The sequence below is a fragment of the Arenibacter sp. F20364 genome (assembly GCF_023015905.1).
Taxonomy (GTDB): Bacteria; Bacteroidota; Bacteroidia; order Flavobacteriales; family Flavobacteriaceae; genus Arenibacter.
Map to the genome: position 1 here is coordinate 121408 of NZ_JALKBD010000014.1, position 15792 is coordinate 137199.

18 protein-coding genes and 1 pseudogene are annotated in these 15792 nt (G+C 37.3%); 13 read left to right on the plus strand and 6 right to left on the minus strand.

Annotated features, from left to right (window positions below):
* Positions 1 to 127: 127 nt before the first annotated feature.
* Positions 128 to 1396: a site-specific integrase gene (locus MWU84_RS13185; RefSeq protein ID WP_246902000.1), complete on the plus strand. Its 1269-nt coding sequence runs from the start codon at positions 128 to 130 to the stop codon at positions 1394 to 1396.
* A 60-nt stretch (positions 1397 to 1456) separates the two neighbouring features.
* Positions 1457 to 1978: pseudogene (locus MWU84_RS13190) on the plus strand (VapE domain-containing protein); the annotation flags it as partial.
* A 622-nt stretch (positions 1979 to 2600) separates the two neighbouring features.
* Here the strand turns inward: MWU84_RS13190 and MWU84_RS13195 are convergent.
* Positions 2601 to 3674, minus strand: a complete 1074-nt coding sequence (locus MWU84_RS13195) for a Fic family protein (RefSeq protein ID WP_246902005.1) — start codon at positions 3672 to 3674, stop codon at positions 2601 to 2603.
* Between the two features lie 879 nt (positions 3675 to 4553).
* Between MWU84_RS13195 and MWU84_RS13200 the strand changes: the two genes are divergently transcribed.
* The 4 genes from MWU84_RS13200 (at position 4554) to MWU84_RS13215 (ending at position 6436) form a co-directional block, all read left to right on the plus strand.
* Positions 4554 to 4796: a hypothetical protein gene (locus MWU84_RS13200; protein WP_215947836.1), complete on the plus strand. Its 243-nt coding sequence runs from the start codon at positions 4554 to 4556 to the stop codon at positions 4794 to 4796.
* The gene (locus MWU84_RS13205; RefSeq protein WP_215947837.1) at positions 4787 to 5107 is read left to right on the plus strand and encodes a type II toxin-antitoxin system RelE/ParE family toxin; all 321 of its coding nucleotides are present in this window, start codon (positions 4787 to 4789) and stop codon (positions 5105 to 5107) included. The genes MWU84_RS13200 and MWU84_RS13205 overlap by 10 nt, the downstream gene beginning before the upstream one ends.
* Before the next feature lie 652 nt (positions 5108 to 5759).
* Complete coding sequence (locus MWU84_RS13210; RefSeq protein ID WP_246902007.1) at positions 5760 to 6119, plus strand: hypothetical protein; 360 nt, start codon at positions 5760 to 5762, stop codon at positions 6117 to 6119.
* 134 nt (positions 6120 to 6253) lie between these two features.
* A complete protein-coding gene (locus MWU84_RS13215; RefSeq protein WP_246902008.1) occupies positions 6254 to 6436 on the plus strand; it encodes an adenylosuccinate synthetase in 183 nt (60 codons plus the stop codon).
* Positions 6437 to 6515: 79 nt separating this feature from the next.
* On the opposite strand, the gene MWU84_RS13220 is transcribed toward MWU84_RS13215, so the two are convergent.
* Genes MWU84_RS13220 through MWU84_RS13235 form a run of 4 tightly spaced genes read right to left on the minus strand, consistent with a single transcriptional unit; the run spans position 6516 to position 8749 of the window.
* Positions 6516 to 6653: a hypothetical protein gene (locus MWU84_RS13220; RefSeq protein ID WP_246902009.1), complete on the minus strand. Its 138-nt coding sequence runs from the start codon at positions 6651 to 6653 to the stop codon at positions 6516 to 6518.
* A complete protein-coding gene (locus tag MWU84_RS13225; RefSeq protein WP_246902010.1) occupies positions 6650 to 7372 on the minus strand; it encodes a DUF2490 domain-containing protein in 723 nt (240 codons plus the stop codon). Before MWU84_RS13225 ends, MWU84_RS13220 begins: the two co-directional genes overlap by 4 nt.
* Before the next feature lie 18 nt (positions 7373 to 7390).
* Positions 7391 to 7996 (minus strand): DUF4956 domain-containing protein, encoded by a 606-nt coding sequence (locus MWU84_RS13230; RefSeq protein ID WP_246902012.1) that lies wholly within the window; start codon positions 7994 to 7996, stop codon positions 7391 to 7393.
* A 3-nt stretch (positions 7997 to 7999) separates the two neighbouring features.
* Positions 8000 to 8749 carry a polyphosphate polymerase domain-containing protein gene (locus MWU84_RS13235; protein ID WP_246902013.1) on the minus strand — a complete coding sequence of 250 codons (750 nt, stop codon included), beginning with the start codon at positions 8747 to 8749 and terminating at the stop codon, positions 8000 to 8002.
* Between the two features lie 410 nt (positions 8750 to 9159).
* Here MWU84_RS13235 and MWU84_RS13240 point away from each other — a divergent pair, with 410 nt between their 5' ends.
* The 4 genes from MWU84_RS13240 to MWU84_RS13255 all read left to right on the plus strand — a co-directional run bounded on the left by MWU84_RS13240 (position 9160) and on the right by MWU84_RS13255 (position 11100).
* Positions 9160 to 9603 carry a molybdenum cofactor biosynthesis protein MoaE gene (locus MWU84_RS13240; RefSeq protein ID WP_031442010.1) on the plus strand — a complete coding sequence of 148 codons (444 nt, stop codon included), beginning with the start codon at positions 9160 to 9162 and terminating at the stop codon, positions 9601 to 9603.
* A 2-nt stretch (positions 9604 to 9605) separates the two neighbouring features.
* A complete protein-coding gene (gene moaC, locus MWU84_RS13245; RefSeq protein WP_142190130.1) occupies positions 9606 to 10037 on the plus strand; it encodes a cyclic pyranopterin monophosphate synthase MoaC in 432 nt (143 codons plus the stop codon).
* Between the two features lie 56 nt (positions 10038 to 10093).
* Positions 10094 to 10468: a hypothetical protein gene (locus MWU84_RS13250; RefSeq protein ID WP_246902014.1), complete on the plus strand. Its 375-nt coding sequence runs from the start codon at positions 10094 to 10096 to the stop codon at positions 10466 to 10468.
* A gap of 122 nt (positions 10469 to 10590) precedes the next feature.
* Positions 10591 to 11100: a hypothetical protein gene (locus tag MWU84_RS13255; protein ID WP_246902015.1), complete on the plus strand. Its 510-nt coding sequence runs from the start codon at positions 10591 to 10593 to the stop codon at positions 11098 to 11100.
* 111 nt (positions 11101 to 11211) lie between these two features.
* Here the strand turns inward: MWU84_RS13255 and MWU84_RS13260 are convergent, their stop codons facing one another.
* A complete protein-coding gene (locus MWU84_RS13260; RefSeq protein ID WP_246902017.1) occupies positions 11212 to 11940 on the minus strand; it encodes a hypothetical protein in 729 nt (242 codons plus the stop codon).
* 462 nt (positions 11941 to 12402) lie between these two features.
* Between MWU84_RS13260 and MWU84_RS13265 the strand changes: the two genes are divergently transcribed.
* From MWU84_RS13265 to MWU84_RS13275, 3 genes are read left to right on the plus strand one after another with little or no spacing between them, the layout of a single operon-like run.
* Positions 12403 to 13860 (plus strand): arginine decarboxylase, encoded by a 1458-nt coding sequence (locus MWU84_RS13265; protein WP_246902020.1) that lies wholly within the window; start codon positions 12403 to 12405, stop codon positions 13858 to 13860.
* A gap of 20 nt (positions 13861 to 13880) precedes the next feature.
* Positions 13881 to 14825 carry an agmatinase gene (speB, locus tag MWU84_RS13270; RefSeq protein ID WP_246902023.1) on the plus strand — a complete coding sequence of 315 codons (945 nt, stop codon included), beginning with the start codon at positions 13881 to 13883 and terminating at the stop codon, positions 14823 to 14825.
* On the plus strand, positions 14812 to 15789 hold the full coding sequence (locus MWU84_RS13275) for a deoxyhypusine synthase family protein (protein ID WP_246902025.1): 978 nt from the start codon (positions 14812 to 14814) through the stop codon (positions 15787 to 15789). Before speB ends, MWU84_RS13275 begins: the two co-directional genes overlap by 14 nt.
* Positions 15790 to 15792: the final 3 nt, after the last annotated feature.

Sequence of the window (15792 nt, forward strand, 5' to 3'; positions counted from 1 at the left end):
AAATCGTCAACATTTTTCTCTAAATGTTTTCGTAACTTGAAACTACTTGTTTTCAAGTTCTAAGATGAACTTTTTGCTGGTGATTTGACTTTCGTCTTCAATTAAGTTTAACTTAAAGATGATTGTTATGCGCTCTACCACAACATTTTCTATCCTATTCTGGATATACGCTAAAAGAACAAAGAACAACCTGGCGCCACTCTACGCTAGGATAACCGTAGATGGGAAAAAGCTCAACATTAGCCTTAAAATGAGAATTGATACACAGCTTTGGAGCCCTCAGAAGCAACGGATAAAGGGAACGGGCAAAAATGCAAGGGACCTCAATCAGTACTTGAACGAGGTGCATTCCAAACTCTTCCAATGCTATCAGGAATTAAGGGCAGAGGATAGGCGTATCACTCCCCAGATAATCAAATCCAAATTCCTTGGGGATGCCAAAGTAGTGCATTACACCTTAAAGGATATTATCAATTACCACAATACCAAGATGTTCCACAAACTACACCATAATACTTCCCGGCTTTATCTCATTAGCCAAAAGTATATCCTACTTTTTGTAAAAAAAGAATACAAGGTGGACAACATGGAGCTGGCGGAACTTGACTACCAGTTTATCCTGAATTTTGAAAGTTTCCTACGAGGCCATACCCCAAGACACTATCAACAGCAAATAGGGAACAATGCAGTAATGAAACATATACAGCGACTTCGTAGAATGGTTACCCTGGCCTACAACATTGAATGGATAGACAAGGACCCTTTCCGTAAATTCAAACAAAAATTGGTGCCCACTCACAGGGGATTCCTAACTGCCGAAGAGCTGGAGAGCTTGGAGCAATTAAGTATTGATTCTGAACGGTTAAAAACGGTAAGGGATCTGTTCATATTCAGTTGTTATACTGGCATCAGCTATGCGGATTTAATGCTACTGACCAAGCAAAGTGTTGTTTTGGGAATGGATAAAACCTATTGGATTATTACCAAAAGACAAAAAACGGGAAATGCGGTCAAAATCCCGCTGCTATCAAAAGCATTCGACTTGATAAAACATTACATGAACGATAAACGGTCTATGATCAATGGCACCTTGTTCCCGAAAATTTCAAATCAAAAAATGAACGCGTATTTAAAAGAAATAGCACAGCCGGCAGGAATCCATAAGAACCTTACCTTTCACATGGCGAGACACACCTTCGCAACAACTGTCACCCTGACAAATGGGGTGCCCATTGAAACCATTTCCAAAATGTTGGGCCACACCAAACTGGCAACAACTCAAATTTACGCTAAGGTGATCGAGAGAAAGGTATCCGATGATATGCAATTGTTAAGGGAGAAATTGGAAGTAGATAACGAAATTGGCATATCGGAATTAGAAAACGGATCTTATTGAGAATTTTAATTGCAATAACCAAACTGACAGACAAACGGAAAAGGATTAGAAGATTATGAACGATTGCCCTACGACAGGAAGAACACGACCCTTCCCAGGATCTGTTCTTTTTTAGGCTCCACCAATATGTCCTCCTTTCTGAACGACGAGACGGGATCGGTACGGTGGCTTTGCTTCGAACTCAAGGACAGGATCGATTTCTCCTATTCCAAGGAAATGGAGATCAAGGACGTCTGGATGCAGGCATACCATCTCGCCTATCATGATCCCAATTTCAATCCGGAGCTCACCTTGACCGATATTTTGGAGAACGAGGAGCGCAATAAAAAATACACCAAATTGACCACCGAGGAGGAACTGGTCTCCAAATACTTTGAAAAATCCAACGACATAGTGGATTTCGTGACAGCCTCGGACGTGTTGGTGAAGTTAAGGCACCTCAATCTGAGACTGAACCAGATCAACCTAGGGCGGGCACTGTCCGGGTTCAACTTCCAAAGGGTAAAACATCCCAAGCGGCAGGTCTATGGGTATCTGGCAAAACCTGTATTTATTGATAGCCCTCTGGAGATGGAAGTTTAGAAAAAGTGCATAAGCACCTACCTAGTTACCTAATGGACCATGACCTCCCCAACAGCGGGAGCTACCTCTAGGTAGGATACATTAACCTTTGGTTACCTAGGTATTACCTAACCTACCTTTTAGGGTAGGATGGGTAACATTAAAATCATAACTACCTAGGCCCTTAACCTTTATAAACAGGGACTTAGGTAAGAAGGTAAGAGAAAACCCAACAAAAGAACCGGCTGATGAAAAGAAAAAAAACATTTAGTACACGGTGTGAAACAGCCCGGGATTTTCCCATCGAAAAGGCGCTGGCAAAACTCGGGCACTTTCCCACCCGGACATCGGTCAAAGAAGCTTGGTTCCTGAGTCCTTTCAGGTCAGAAACCCAAGCCTCTTTCAATGTATTTAATAAACTTAATAGCGGGCAAACCACTTCGGGAGTGCCCAGATTAAACGGACTGCTTTTATATAAAGTTTTTCAGCAAGATAAACCTGTTATTAGTTTCAAAAGGACCATATCTTTTTTTCTTTTCACAAGCAACCTTATTTACAAAACAGAATGCACGGAATAGTCACATTGGCACAGGGCATCTTCAATGTTTCCTAAATAAGATTTCCAAAGTTGGTTCTTTAATTCTTATTGTTTCATTATTTCAAACAATTGCTTATTCAGATATAAATTTTCAACACCTACTTTCTTCGATTTAAGAATACCTATTTTTTCTAATTCATGTAAATATTCTGCTGCGGTTTGGCGTTTCGCAATATCTTTATCGACCAAAAATTTCACTTTGCAATATGGTTGTTCAAAAAGCAATTCTATTAACTCTTTGGAATATACACGGGAGGGTAATTTTTCCTTTGCTAAGGCTATGGTTTCCTGCATCAAGTCATTAATGGCATTTATCTTTTTCAAAGTATAAATAGCCGTTTCTTCAACCCCTCTAAGCATAAATAGAATCCATCCCTCCCAATCCTGCTTTTCAGTAACCGATCGGAGTTTTATGTAATACTGGTTTTTATTTTCAATAATGTATTTGCTTAGGTATAGAATTGGTGCGTCTAACAGGCCTTTTTCCACCATATAAAGAATATTTAAAACCCGTCCAGTTCTTCCATTACCGTCGGGAAATGGATGTATCGCCTCAAATTGGTAGTGCATTACTGCTAACCTCACCAAATCATCAATGCCATTTTCTGAATGGATAAAGTCTTCTAGATTCTTTAATAAGTCACGAATTACGATTTCCCCTTCCGGTGGTGTGTAAATTGTTTGATTATTACTTGTTATTCTGGTGCCTGTTGTTTTTCTAATCCCGGCATTATTTTCTTTTATGGTCTGTACAATGGAAACAAAGGTATTGGTAGAAAGTGGGCGTTTATCCAAATTGCTATATCCTTCCCATAAGGCTTGTCGGTACCTTAATACTTCTTTGGTCTGCGCATCCGTAGTTTGAATATTTGCCGAAAATGCCTGATATAAGTTGTCTTGGGTAGTAACTATGTTTTCAATTTCTGAACTGTCCTTCGCTTCCTGTAAGGTAATCGCGTTGACCAACATGGATTGGTTCGGAATCTCATTTGCCCTACCTTTTAGCTCAGCCAGTACTCGTGTTGCCGCAATGGCTTGCTTCAGAACCTTCTTAGTTTCAAGTTCTATTTTTGGAGGCAATAGTGGTAAATCGTTATACGGTTCTTTTGGGTTATACATAATTTCGACATATAAATACAACTATGTCGATGATATCGACACAATACAAATATATGTCGATTTTTTTATATTTTATCGACACATGTTAAAAATAATTATAAAGCTAATTCAGTATTACGGATATTCGGTAAGAGAAACTTTGGGTTGTAAGGAACAAGTCAAATCTTTTTTTTCTTTTCACTAGTAACCTATTTTAAGATACGAAATACAGAAAAAAGTCACATTTTTACAAGTAATTTATTGAGGTCTAAACACGGTAGATCACGTAATAGTTTTGACCCGTTGGGAAAGGAATTCAAGATGTGTCTTTGTTGCCACAAAGACGATCTTGCTTTGCTCCCGATGGTTGCAAAGAAGGTTAAAAAAAAATAGAAAAAGCGATGAACCTGAAGTTGACAGTCTACTTAATTTTGTAAATTGCATAACAGCCATTCAAAAAATACAATGCTAAACATACTATATCCTTTACTATTACAATTGCCAATAGGCACACGAAACCCAGATGACAATAGTCCCATTGATCTTACAAGCGCATTTGATATCATTGTATATATTATTCTGCCAGTATTAATGATCATCTTTTACATTCTATGGAGGAAGAAAAAGAAGAAGGATAAGAATTAAAATGACCTGCAAATAAGTTGTTTACATGTTTCTAATATAATTAAGGATCATAGCATAAAGCGCCCTATTTCGATTTTATGTAACGCTTATCTACCGGAACCCTATAAAATCGAAACAGGATCCGGCGCAAGGTTAGTCATGGTAAGATTTGGGGAAAAATGGTCTGGGCAAATCAAAAGCTTTAACCATCATCAAATCATTAGGATTAGGTCACAAATTCAATAATTCTGTATCTTTGAGTAAAAGCTAATTAAAATGGACCTACAATCTAGAAAAATTAAGTTTGTACAGGAGTTTTTGAAATTACAAAGCGAAGAGGTCATATCCCATCTTGAAAAAATATTGAGCAAAGAAACCAAAACTTTAACTAACGAAGAGTTTGAGCCTTTGACGATTGAAGAGTTTAATGACCGAATTGATCAATCGCTGGACGATTCTAAAAATGGGCGACTAATCAAGGCAAGCGATTTAAAAGCCAAAATCGACAAATGGGTTTAGAAATATTTTGGACGGGATTCGCCGAGGATCAACTTCATAGTATATTTAAACATTATCAGAAAAAAGCAGGTAATCGTATAGCCAAAAAACTTGTGGACGGAATTTTTAATGAGCCTTCTAAATTAAATATCCAACCTGAAATTGGCCAAATCGAAGAATTATTAAAAGACAGGGGGCAAGGTTTTCGATATCTGATCTACAAAAAAAATTATAAAATTATTTACTGGGTAAACAAAGACCAAAATCAAGTTGAAATCATTGATGTTTTCGACGTTCGACAATATCCCCTAAAAATAAGGAGGTCGCAGTAAATGCGATAGTTCAGTCACAGATTAACTCATAAGTGATGGAATTTACCTTGATTACTATTCGATTTTAAACAAGGGTAGTTTTAAACAATACCTTTTACATCCATTTGATTACATTTGTAATGACGGAAGATAAATCCTGAAAAAAGTTCACAAATCGTCAACATTAGAAATTAAAAAAATGCGAAACCCTTAAAAATAAGGGGCTCACAAAAAGAAGTTCGATTCTTGGTGAGGTCACGAACCAAGGGTGCACAGCGCCAAAAGCGCCAGCTTTTAAATTGGAGCCTGTACTGAGGGTCATCGAAGTGATTCTTGGTGTTTTACCTACTATTTCTTGTGCCACAGGGTGTCGTGAATGTATTACGACCGACTTCCCAAATTGTCAATATTTATTTGAAGTACTTCATGAGCGGAAAGTTCTTTGCTTTTATACCCGCAGCTATTTATGGTTTATTCTTGGATCAAAAAAAATAGCGGGGGAATAAAAAAAGTAGAAATTCTAAACCTGAAATAGAACTGCTGCAATAAAAGGATTTTTTATGTTTAAATGTGCTGTACAACTTTATAACGTTAATTATTAAACAGTTAGAGCAAAGATAGTAATGTCCTCTTTACTAAATTTATAGGTAATTAATATTAAAATTTTATTCAAATGATTAGCGAAAATAAAAATCAAGATAAGAAGTTCGCTTCCAAGGGTTTGAATAATAAGGTTCAACAAAATCGTGGAATTAACCAAGATAGATACCCTAGTGAAGATTCAAATGAAGCGGTTGGTAAACCCGTTGATAATGGCGGGGTAGTAACCTCAAAATATGATGCGCATTTGGAAAAGCAATGGTTGGCCGTACGGGATAATTATCTCGCAAATTTCCCGGAATTAAACGATATGGACACCACCTATGACAAAAAGAGTTTTAGTGCTCTAATAAATAGGCTTGCAAAGAGAAGACAGCAAACCCTTGAGAAGATACATGAGGAAATAATGAATTGGCCTTCAAATAAAAAGTAGGTATATGGTTTACTGCCTTATGAAAAGATTATATATCTCCGTTACCTGTTATTGAAATGAAGTGAATTTTAGGTTGTCCACTGAAAGGGATTGATCTATTAAATTTCTTAAATTGTAAAAGAGCAAAAAAAGCAATGTTAAACACACTATATCCTTTACTACTACAATTGCCTATAGGCACTCGAAACCCGGATGACAATAGTCCTATCGACCTTACAAGTGCATTTGATGTCATTGTATTCATTATTCTGCCGATTCTAGTGATCATCCTTTATATCCTTTGGAGGAAGAAAAAGAAGAAGGACAAGGAGAATTAGTGGTTGTGATTAACTATTGTAGCAACTAAAGTTTAAAGCACAAAAACATCCATTTCTATAGTTATAAAGGCTTGCCTGATTAAAGTTGAATCAGGGGTGCGGCACCATCCTGTTTATGGTCATATTTGGAACAATCTTTTGGCCAATCTAGAGAGTCATGGTTTTTTAAAAGATTATTGCTTGTAAAAATCAACAGCAGACGGTCAAGTGCTCTCATTTTTTCTTGTTTTTGATGGTGTAGGTATATTTCAATCCAATAATATGCGTGGTTTGGGGCATGTCTACATTTATACCTTTTTCATACCTGTACTGGACCCCTAGTTTGGCAAAGTTTTTTATTTTGTAATCAGTGCCGAAGGTTAATCTGTATTTATTGTATTGATCTACATCACCGTTTTTAAAACGATTAAAGATTTCAGCGGAAAATTTCGGATCCAATTTCCATTTATCGAAATCATATTCAACAGCCGCCTTTAGTCTAAGGTATTGTTTGGCATAATCACCTTCTGAGGTACTGATACCTAGTTCATTTTTGTTTTGATATCGCAGTCTGTATTTTAATTCCAAGTTATTTATTTTATGTTTATAGGAAGCATCTACATTAAACCTAAAATGGTTTTCGTACCCTTGAACATCGCCTTCATTATCGTTTTCCCGTATATATCTTAGCCCAAGACCTATATCAAACTTTTTGGTAATAGCATATTTGGTTTCCAATTGTGTGAAGTATTCACTTATTTCTGACATATTCTCGTCTAAACGCAACTGCTGTTCCAGTCCAAAAGACCATTTTTTATTGGGTTCATATTCCAGGCCCAAGGTGTTCCAACTTTGCAAGTCAGAATTATCCCCGGTTTGCGAGAAGCCAAATGTTGATGCCATCAAAGTAGCCAACAATACCATGTGAGCTGTATATCCTTTCCTGATCAATTCCATAATTTTCGCACTTTTGATTTATATGTTGTTCCTAAAATAAAAGATGGTTAATTCGGCTGTATCCTTTAAAAAATCGACCTTGCCGATGGTAATTTTATTGATTTGTAGCCCCGTTCTATTTTCCAAATCCCTTTTGAGTATTTGGTAATTTTCGGGTTTTATATTTTCTATGTTTTCATACACCACAGATTTGGATTCTTCCTGTTTTAAGGCCCAATACCTTTCTATTGCGTACAGTATTGATATAATTAGGACATTGGCCCCAATTATTTCGGCATAGCTCATTTTTTTATTGGCTAAGGAGTTGATTACCGATACGCCAATGACCACGAACAGATAGGTCATTTCCTTAATGTCGATAGCGTCGGTGCGATAGCGGATGATCCCGAAGATGGCGAACAATCCCAGTGCCATTCCTATATCCAGTTCGTATTTTTTAAGGGTAAAGCAGAGGAAAAATACAATAATGCTTATGAGGTAGTAGGTGAAAACGTAGTCCTTTCGTTTTGAGGAAGGATAGTATATAAAGCGTATGATGGTGGTTAAGAATATCAAGTTTATAATAAAACGAAATATCATCTTAAAAAAGTCATCATCGAATAAGGGGATTTCTAAAAATTCCATCTGCTAAGCTGTGAGTTTATTGATTTTTATTATTTTTTCTTTGAAACGATTGTACTTGAGGTCCTGATACATACTTATCATCCCTATGCAATATTTACTTAGGCTATACGGATTCGTCTGCTTTTCCTTTAATTGACGTACCACGGGAGAAGTCCTACTAAAACGTTCCTGTTTAACCTCTATAATCACCAAGTTTTCGTAGATTTTGGTTGAATCGTTGAGTTTAAAGGAAAGGTTAAAATCAATGGTCAAACGTTCCTTGGCCGTTTTATTGACTAAAGTGATACGATTGAAATTGTTCCATATAATAGGTTGCAGATCAAATGATCTTTGTGTTACTTCCTGTATAAAATTCAAGGACCCATCGGAGAGATCTGTTTCAAAATCAGGGATCGGGGTTCTGGTCTTAGTGGTCTTTCCCTTGCCATCTTTTTGTTTCACCTCAAGAAAACAGTGATCGGATTCAACATATTTTCGGATTCTGATCTTTGTCCTGTTTACCTTGCCGTTATGGTGGTCATGGTAGAATTTTTTGGATGGCGTATCAAAATACAGGGATGAATAGGTCATCATCCTTCGCCCATCTATTTCCAGAACCCTGTACTGGCCTCTAATTTTTTTTAAAACCGCGGTCATATCCTTTTCGTGGATTATGAATTTAGTGTCGGTCCTTTTCATCAACGAAACACTGTTCATCTCTTCTAAGGAAGTACTGTCGAAGTCATTAATGATGTGTGTTGTCTGTAAATTCATAATACGAAACTCTAAATAGGTTTTAAGCTAGGGTTATGCCAAATTCCACGAACCGGGAGTTATTGTTGTGTCATCCCATGTTTGGGACCCTACACAAATATTGGCATTTGTTCAATACCATTTTTGTATTTTAAGTGAACGGGGTCAGGTTTTCTGTGAATGGCCTTAATGATGTCTTAACACTACCTTAATGTTGCCTTAAAGAAAGGATTGCCAATTGTTGTTGAACGAACAGACCATCTATCTAAGTAATTTCGAAGCAGCAGTCAGCGACGCTATTGCCATAATTAAGTGGTTTTACCGTTATGCCTATGTTAAATAGGAGATTGTTCTCTGCCGGATATGCTATCCATTTGGTTCATACCCTAAAATTCCTGAATGTTGATTACCTTAGCACTAAAGTATTTTTCATGGAAAAGAGCAAAATCAAAAATGTATTTGTAGAAGGTGCAATAAGCCCGGAGTTTATTGCCAATTCCATTGCCAAGCACCAATCCAAAACCGCAATTGGCGCCCACGATATTTTTTTGGGCCAAGTAAGGGCAGATCTTATTGACGGGCAGGAAGTAGCCGCTATAGAATACACGGCCTATGAGGAAATGGCCAATCTAAAGTTTCACGAAATTAGGGAGGCTGCCTTTGCCAAATATAACTTAAGTTGTATGCATATCTATCACAGTTCGGGAAGGGTAAACGCGGGAGAAATATGCCTGTTTGTTTTTGTGTCATCACCCCATAGAAAAGAAGTTTTTGAGGCCCTACATCATGTTGTGGAGGAAATAAAAAATCAGGTTCCTATTTTTGGAAAGGAAGTTTTTAAGGATGATTCCTATCAGTGGAAAGTAAATAAATAATAATGGTAGATATTACCCATAAAAAAGCCACATTACGCACTGCTGTTGCCCAGGCTATAGTCCAGGTAAGTACGGAGGATACTATAAGGGCGATAAAAAATAATACGGTCCCCAAGGGGGATGTATTTGCCATGAGCAAGGCTGCCGGTTTATTGGGAGTTAAGAAGACAGCAGACCTATTGCCCGACTGTCACCCCTTGCCCATAGAATACACCGATATTTCCTACTCTATAGACGGTTTAAAGATTACGGTTTTGATTACGGTGAAGACCATTTACAAGACTGGGGTGGAAGTAGAGGCTATGCACGGCGCCAGTATAGTAGCCCTTAATATGTACGACATGTTAAAGCCTATAGACAAAGGAATTGAAATCCAAAATATTAAGCTGTTAAAGAAAACGGGGGGCAAGTCGGATATTGGTATAAATGAGTAATCCTCACTTTTAATTTTTAACAAATCTTTTGGAAGAACTCTGTATATCTTTGTGGTATGAAAGTATCAAGGTGCTTACATCTTTTGAGGTTTCTGGTTGTTATACTCTTATTTGGTATAGGCCAGGTATCGTTGGCAACCCCCAAGGAGGCCAAGGAAGTTATAACTGGGGTTAATGGTGAGATCCAAACGGACCATCATTTAAGCTACGAGATGCCAAATTCTGGGCATACCATGCTGTTGGTAGAAGGCAATTATCAATTGCCAACGGTCAACGAATTAAGGCCCAATCTCAATTTATTATATCCCAATGCCATAAGTTGCCTCTCCGAACTCAAGGAAAAGGAACTTATGTCCATAAAAAAGGAGGCCCAAATTATTGCTAGTTTGGATGGGCTTACCATTATCTATCCCTTTCACACTTTTTTATAAATTTTTCCATTGGTCATATGTAATTCCAGAATAAGCAATTTTGGAAATTTCCCCATACCATACATTGACATTTATAAGTGGGGATGTAATTAGTAAATGGAATAATTTAAAAAAAATATACAATGAATGTATCAATGCTATTGGTATCAGCTTTATTGGTGCTTTGCACCATCATACCTTTTGTAATCCTCAATAAATCAGGAAAAGGGGATTTAAAATTAATGTCAAAGGAAATTAAAAACATAATGGTCCAATCAAAATTGAAATTCGACTTAAAGGAAAGTTGGGGCAATTCTTTTATCGGCCTGGATTCGAATAATAAGAAACTTATTTTTTCCAAAGTATTCGATGGCGTTGTAGCGCTGGAAAATATTGATCTCAATGAGGTGTCGAATATCAAAATCGTAAAGAAAACCTATGAGCTCAGGTCCAAAAATAAGAAGGAGACCGTTTTGGAGAAATTGGATTTGGAGATCGGCTTTTTAGACCATGACAAGCCCATTAAGGCCCTTAATTTTTACGACATTAACAGTATTTACATGGAAGATTATGAACTTGTCCGAGCCGAAAAATGGAGTGCCACCATCAATGGGGCAGTGGCAACATCTTTAAAAAGCGCTAAAGTGGCTTAACCACTATATATGCAATTAGGGAATAGCCTAGGCAATGGAAGAATTAATTTTTTCCAAGAACCTAGGCTATTTTTATTTATCGAAGTGGAGGTGTCAACGAATTATGAACAGTTATTTGGCAACCCTTTTGGTCCATATTTCATTTAAGGGGTCGCCCTTACTACTTTTACCGCTATGGTACCAATCGTTGCCATTTAATTCATAATTGAAATCCAGTGCTGCCCCTACACGCGAATTGTCCCTGGAAAAATAGGCTATTTTTTCTAAATATTTACCGTTGGTTGCATCATAACTACCTCCCCCACTACCAAAAAACTCAAAGGTTTCGGTGTTGTAGGCAATCCATTGAAAATGCCCGTTCAATAAATATTTCATGGTCTTTCTTGGTCTGGTAGTATCCCTTCTTTGTTCCCCTTCCTCTGTTACCCGGCCGGCCATCAGCCACTTGCCGTCCAGATCCTGGGTGCCTAGTTTAGTGGGCGTAAAAGTCATGGGCTTGGCCCCTTCCAGTATCAAATTTCCTTTTTTTAGCTTATAGGGTACATTTATACTCGTAATTTTGTCTTCTTTATGGTTGGAATTAAATTCAAGATCAACCATTAGGTTATTGCCCGAAGTCTTGTAGTAGCCCCCCATCGTTTTTATGAATTCTGCAGGGGACTCTTTATAGATGGTATGCACATAGTAATCCGCGTCCAATTTCAACTCGTGATGAAGGGTTCCATCCTTGCTTTTTTCCTCAAAATGATAGACGTTGGCAGGAATTTGGGCCGTAATTTTATCAAAAAAAGAGAGGAAGAGAATAAGACCAATAAAAACACTAATTTTTGTAAGCTTCATGACTATCTGGTTTTTATTTAAAAATAGTCAAGAAAAGGTTAAAAATCAACGGTTTAAATTTAATTTTTAGTTAATTTTTTACTATAAAGTAAATGCATTTTTTACTTTACTGTAAAATTTTTTAAAACGCTTGTTTTTTCATTTTTTTTGTTTTCATTTGCCACATCAAATTAGCCTTAAATTTTATCTTGATATTAGCACCTAGTTGAGTACAATGAACCATATTTATAATTTTGGGCTTCTGGCAGCAGGAGGATTCAGGCAACTGATATTTAGTGGTATAGATAGCCAAAATTTACTACGTATTCCTAATTTTTCTTCCATCGTGAGCAGTCAGCACGACTATTTTTTTATCCCGACCACTGAAAAGCAGATAATTGTTTAGAGATTTAGTTATTATTCCTAATATTATTTGCATTTGGCAATGCTATTTACTTATTTACAATTCATATATTTATTTAAATGAACACGAAGTATATTAATCTTATAGATCAAACCTACTATTTTCCTCAGGAGGAGTTTTCATTGGAAGGAGAAAACCTAAAGTTCCATGGCATTTCACTTATGGATTTGGTAGAGGAGTATGGTAGTCCTTTGAAGTTTACCTATTTGCCTAAAATTTCCGAAAATATAAACAAGGCAAAGGGATGGTTTAAAATAGCCATGGAAAAGAATAACTACAAAGGTAAATACCATTATTGTTATTGTACCAAAAGTTCCCATTTTAAACCTGTGTTGAACGAAGCCTTAAAAAATGACATTCATATAGAAACGTCTTCTGCCTTTGATATAAACATTGTTGAAAAATTAAAGGAAAAGGGCACCATCAAGGACAATACCTATGTAATTTGTAATGGGTTTAAAAGAGATCAATATATTACCAATATAGCCAATCTAATAAACGGAGGACACCAGAATTGTATTCCTATAATAGATAATTATGAGGAAATAGATCTTTTGTCAGACGCTATCAACGATACTTTTAAGGTTGGGATCAGAATTGCTTCCGAGGAGGAGCCAAAATTCGAATTCTATACTTCCCGTTTGGGAATCGGATACAAAAATATTGTACCTTTTTATGAGAATCAAATTAAGGACAATGACAAGGTTGAGTTAAAAATGCTACACTTTTTCATTAATACCGGTATTCGTGATAACGCCTATTATTGGAACGAATTGGTAAAATGTTTAAAGGTGTACGTAAGGCTTAAAAAGATATGTCCATCCTTGGATAGTCTTAACATAGGGGGTGGTTTCCCTATTAAGAATTCCTTGGCCTTTGAGTACGACTATCAATACATGATAGATGAGATTATAAATCAAATTAATATTGCCTGTAAGGAAGCGGATGTTGCAGTTCCAAATATCTTTACCGAGTTTGGAAGTTTTACGGTAGGTGAGAGTGGTGGGGCTATCTATGAAATATTATATCAGAAGCAGCAGAACGATCGTGAAAAGTGGAATATGATCGACTCCTCCTTTATAACCACTTTACCGGATACCTGGGCCATTAACAAACGCTTTATCATGTTGGCAATTAATCGTTGGCAAGATGAATACGAACGGGTATTATTGGGTGGACTTACATGCGATAGTGATGATTATTACAATAGTGAACAAAACATGAATGCGATCTATTTGCCCAAGTATAGAAAGGATAAACCTTTGTATATTGGGTTCTTCAATACTGGGGCCTATCAGGAAACTATTGGAGGTTATGGCGGACTACAGCACTGTTTAATACCACATCCAAAACATATTCTAATAGATAAGGACGAAAACGGAAATATAACAACCAAATTATTTAGCGAACAACAAAAGGCGGAGGATCTGCTAAATATTTTAGGATACGATATGAAACCCAGTGCCAAAGCTAAAGTTGGTGAAAGCATTGAGAAACCAATTAAATCTGACCTTTAAAATCAATAAACTTTAAACAAATGAACACAACTAACAATTACGCTGGCATACCTGACGAGTTTGCGCAATTGGAAAAGGCAAAGGTAGTTTTGATACCTGTGCCTTATGATGGAACTAGTACTTGGGGGAAAGGTGCGGACAAGGGACCCAAAGCTTTTTTGGATGCATCCGAAAATATGGAATGGTATGATATTGAAACCGATACGGAAGTATATCAACAAGGGATATATTTGGCCAATGCCATAGACGAGGACAGTTCTCCAGAGGCCATGGTAAATGCCGTACACAAGGCGACCAAGGAATATATTAAAAGGAATAAGTTTGTTACCATTTTTGGAGGCGAGCATTCAATTTCAATAGGTACCATTAGGGCTTTTAATGAGTGTTTTGACAACCTGACCGTGTTGCATATAGACGCACATGCAGATATAAGGAAGTCGTATAATGGAAGTAAATTTAATCATGCCTGTGCTGTTCACGAGGCAAGTCAGACCACAAATCTTATCCAAGTGGGCATACGCAGTATGGATGTCATTGAAAAAACCTTCATTGATGAAGAAAAAACCTTCTTCGCACATGATATGGTAAACGATGAATATTGGACAGATAAGGTCATTGATCTTATGACCGATAATGTCTTTATAACGTTTGACCTGGATGTATTGGACCCGTCCATAATGCCTTCAACCGGAACACCGGAACCTGGGGGGCTGTTTTACTATGAGACCTTGGAGTTTCTAAAACAGGTATTTGAAGATAAAAATGTTGTAGGATTCGATATTGTTGAACTTTGTCCCAATAAGATGGATAAGTCTTCCGATTTTCTTGCGGCCAAATTATATTATAAAATGCTGAGCTATAAGTTTATGGGTGAGGCCGTAGAGGACGAATACGACAACACTTATGACGTTGATTCCAAAGTGGGAAGCAATAACAATTTAAAATTCGACGATGACGAAGACTAAAGGAGAGATCTCCAATTTTATTGAAAAGTATTATTTACATTTTAACGCAGCCGCTTTGGTGGATGCTGCAAAAGGATATGAGGATCAACTAAAGCAGGGTTCCAAGATGTTGGTTTCTTTGGCTGGCGCCATGAGTACCGCAGAGCTGGGAAAGATATTTGCTGAGGTTATCCGCCAGGATAAGGTGCATATCATTTCCTGCACGGGAGCCAATTTGGAAGAGGATATCATGAATCTTGTGGCACATTCCCATTATAAACGCGTGCCGGATTACCGTGATCTAACCCCTCAGGATGAGTGGGACCTGTTGGAGAAGGGCTTGAACAGGGTAACTGATACCTGCATTCCGGAGCATGAGGCATTCAGAAGGCTACAGAAGCATATTTTTGAAATTTGGAAAAATGCCGAGGATGCCGGGGAAAGGTATTTGCCGCATGAGTTCATGTACAAACTCTTGCTTTCCGGGGTTTTGGAAGAATATTACGAAATAGACATAAAGGATTCATGGATGTATGCCGCAGCGGAGAAGAATCTGCCTATTGTTTGCCCAGGTTGGGAAGATAGTACTATGGGGAATATCTTTGCCTCCTATGTGGTAAAAGGTGAGTTAAAGGCCAGTACCATGAAGTCCGGTATTGAATATATGACCTTTCTGGCGGATTGGTACACTGCCAATTCTGAAAAAGGGATTGGATTTTTTCAGATAGGTGGTGGGATCGCCGGAGATTTTCCTATTTGTGTTGTACCTATGCTGTACCAAGATCTTGAAAGGACAGATACACCGTTTTGGAGTTATTTTTGCCAGATCAGTGACTCAACCACAAGCTATGGTTCTTACTCGGGAGCAGTACCGAATGAGAAAATTACATGGGGAAAATTGGATATAAATACCCCGAAATTTATTATTGAAAGTGATGCAACCATTGTTGCGCCATTAATTTTTGCATACCTATTAGACATGTAGTAT

Coding starts and splice junctions, on each gene's coding strand:
- MWU84_RS13185 (WP_246902000.1), top strand. CDS start 128: ATGCGCTCTACCACAACATTTTCTATCCTATTCTGGATATACGCTAAA.
- MWU84_RS13195 (WP_246902005.1), bottom strand. CDS start 3,674: ATGTATAACCCAAAAGAACCGTATAACGATTTACCACTATTGCCTCCA.
- MWU84_RS13200 (WP_215947836.1), top strand. CDS start 4,554: ATGGACCTACAATCTAGAAAAATTAAGTTTGTACAGGAGTTTTTGAAA.
- MWU84_RS13205 (WP_215947837.1), top strand. CDS start 4,787: ATGGGTTTAGAAATATTTTGGACGGGATTCGCCGAGGATCAACTTCAT.
- MWU84_RS13210 (WP_246902007.1), top strand. CDS start 5,760: ATGATTAGCGAAAATAAAAATCAAGATAAGAAGTTCGCTTCCAAGGGT.
- MWU84_RS13215 (WP_246902008.1), top strand. CDS start 6,254: ATGTTAAACACACTATATCCTTTACTACTACAATTGCCTATAGGCACT.
- MWU84_RS13220 (WP_246902009.1), bottom strand. CDS start 6,653: ATGAGAGCACTTGACCGTCTGCTGTTGATTTTTACAAGCAATAATCTT.
- MWU84_RS13225 (WP_246902010.1), bottom strand. CDS start 7,372: ATGGAATTGATCAGGAAAGGATATACAGCTCACATGGTATTGTTGGCT.
- MWU84_RS13230 (WP_246902012.1), bottom strand. CDS start 7,996: ATGGAATTTTTAGAAATCCCCTTATTCGATGATGACTTTTTTAAGATG.
- MWU84_RS13235 (WP_246902013.1), bottom strand. CDS start 8,749: ATGAATTTACAGACAACACACATCATTAATGACTTCGACAGTACTTCC.
- MWU84_RS13240 (WP_031442010.1), top strand. CDS start 9,160: ATGGAAAAGAGCAAAATCAAAAATGTATTTGTAGAAGGTGCAATAAGC.
- moaC (WP_142190130.1), top strand. CDS start 9,606: ATGGTAGATATTACCCATAAAAAAGCCACATTACGCACTGCTGTTGCC.
- MWU84_RS13250 (WP_246902014.1), top strand. CDS start 10,094: ATGAAAGTATCAAGGTGCTTACATCTTTTGAGGTTTCTGGTTGTTATA.
- MWU84_RS13255 (WP_246902015.1), top strand. CDS start 10,591: ATGAATGTATCAATGCTATTGGTATCAGCTTTATTGGTGCTTTGCACC.
- MWU84_RS13260 (WP_246902017.1), bottom strand. CDS start 11,940: ATGAAGCTTACAAAAATTAGTGTTTTTATTGGTCTTATTCTCTTCCTC.
- MWU84_RS13265 (WP_246902020.1), top strand. CDS start 12,403: ATGAACACGAAGTATATTAATCTTATAGATCAAACCTACTATTTTCCT.
- speB (WP_246902023.1), top strand. CDS start 13,881: ATGAACACAACTAACAATTACGCTGGCATACCTGACGAGTTTGCGCAA.
- MWU84_RS13275 (WP_246902025.1), top strand. CDS start 14,812: ATGACGAAGACTAAAGGAGAGATCTCCAATTTTATTGAAAAGTATTAT.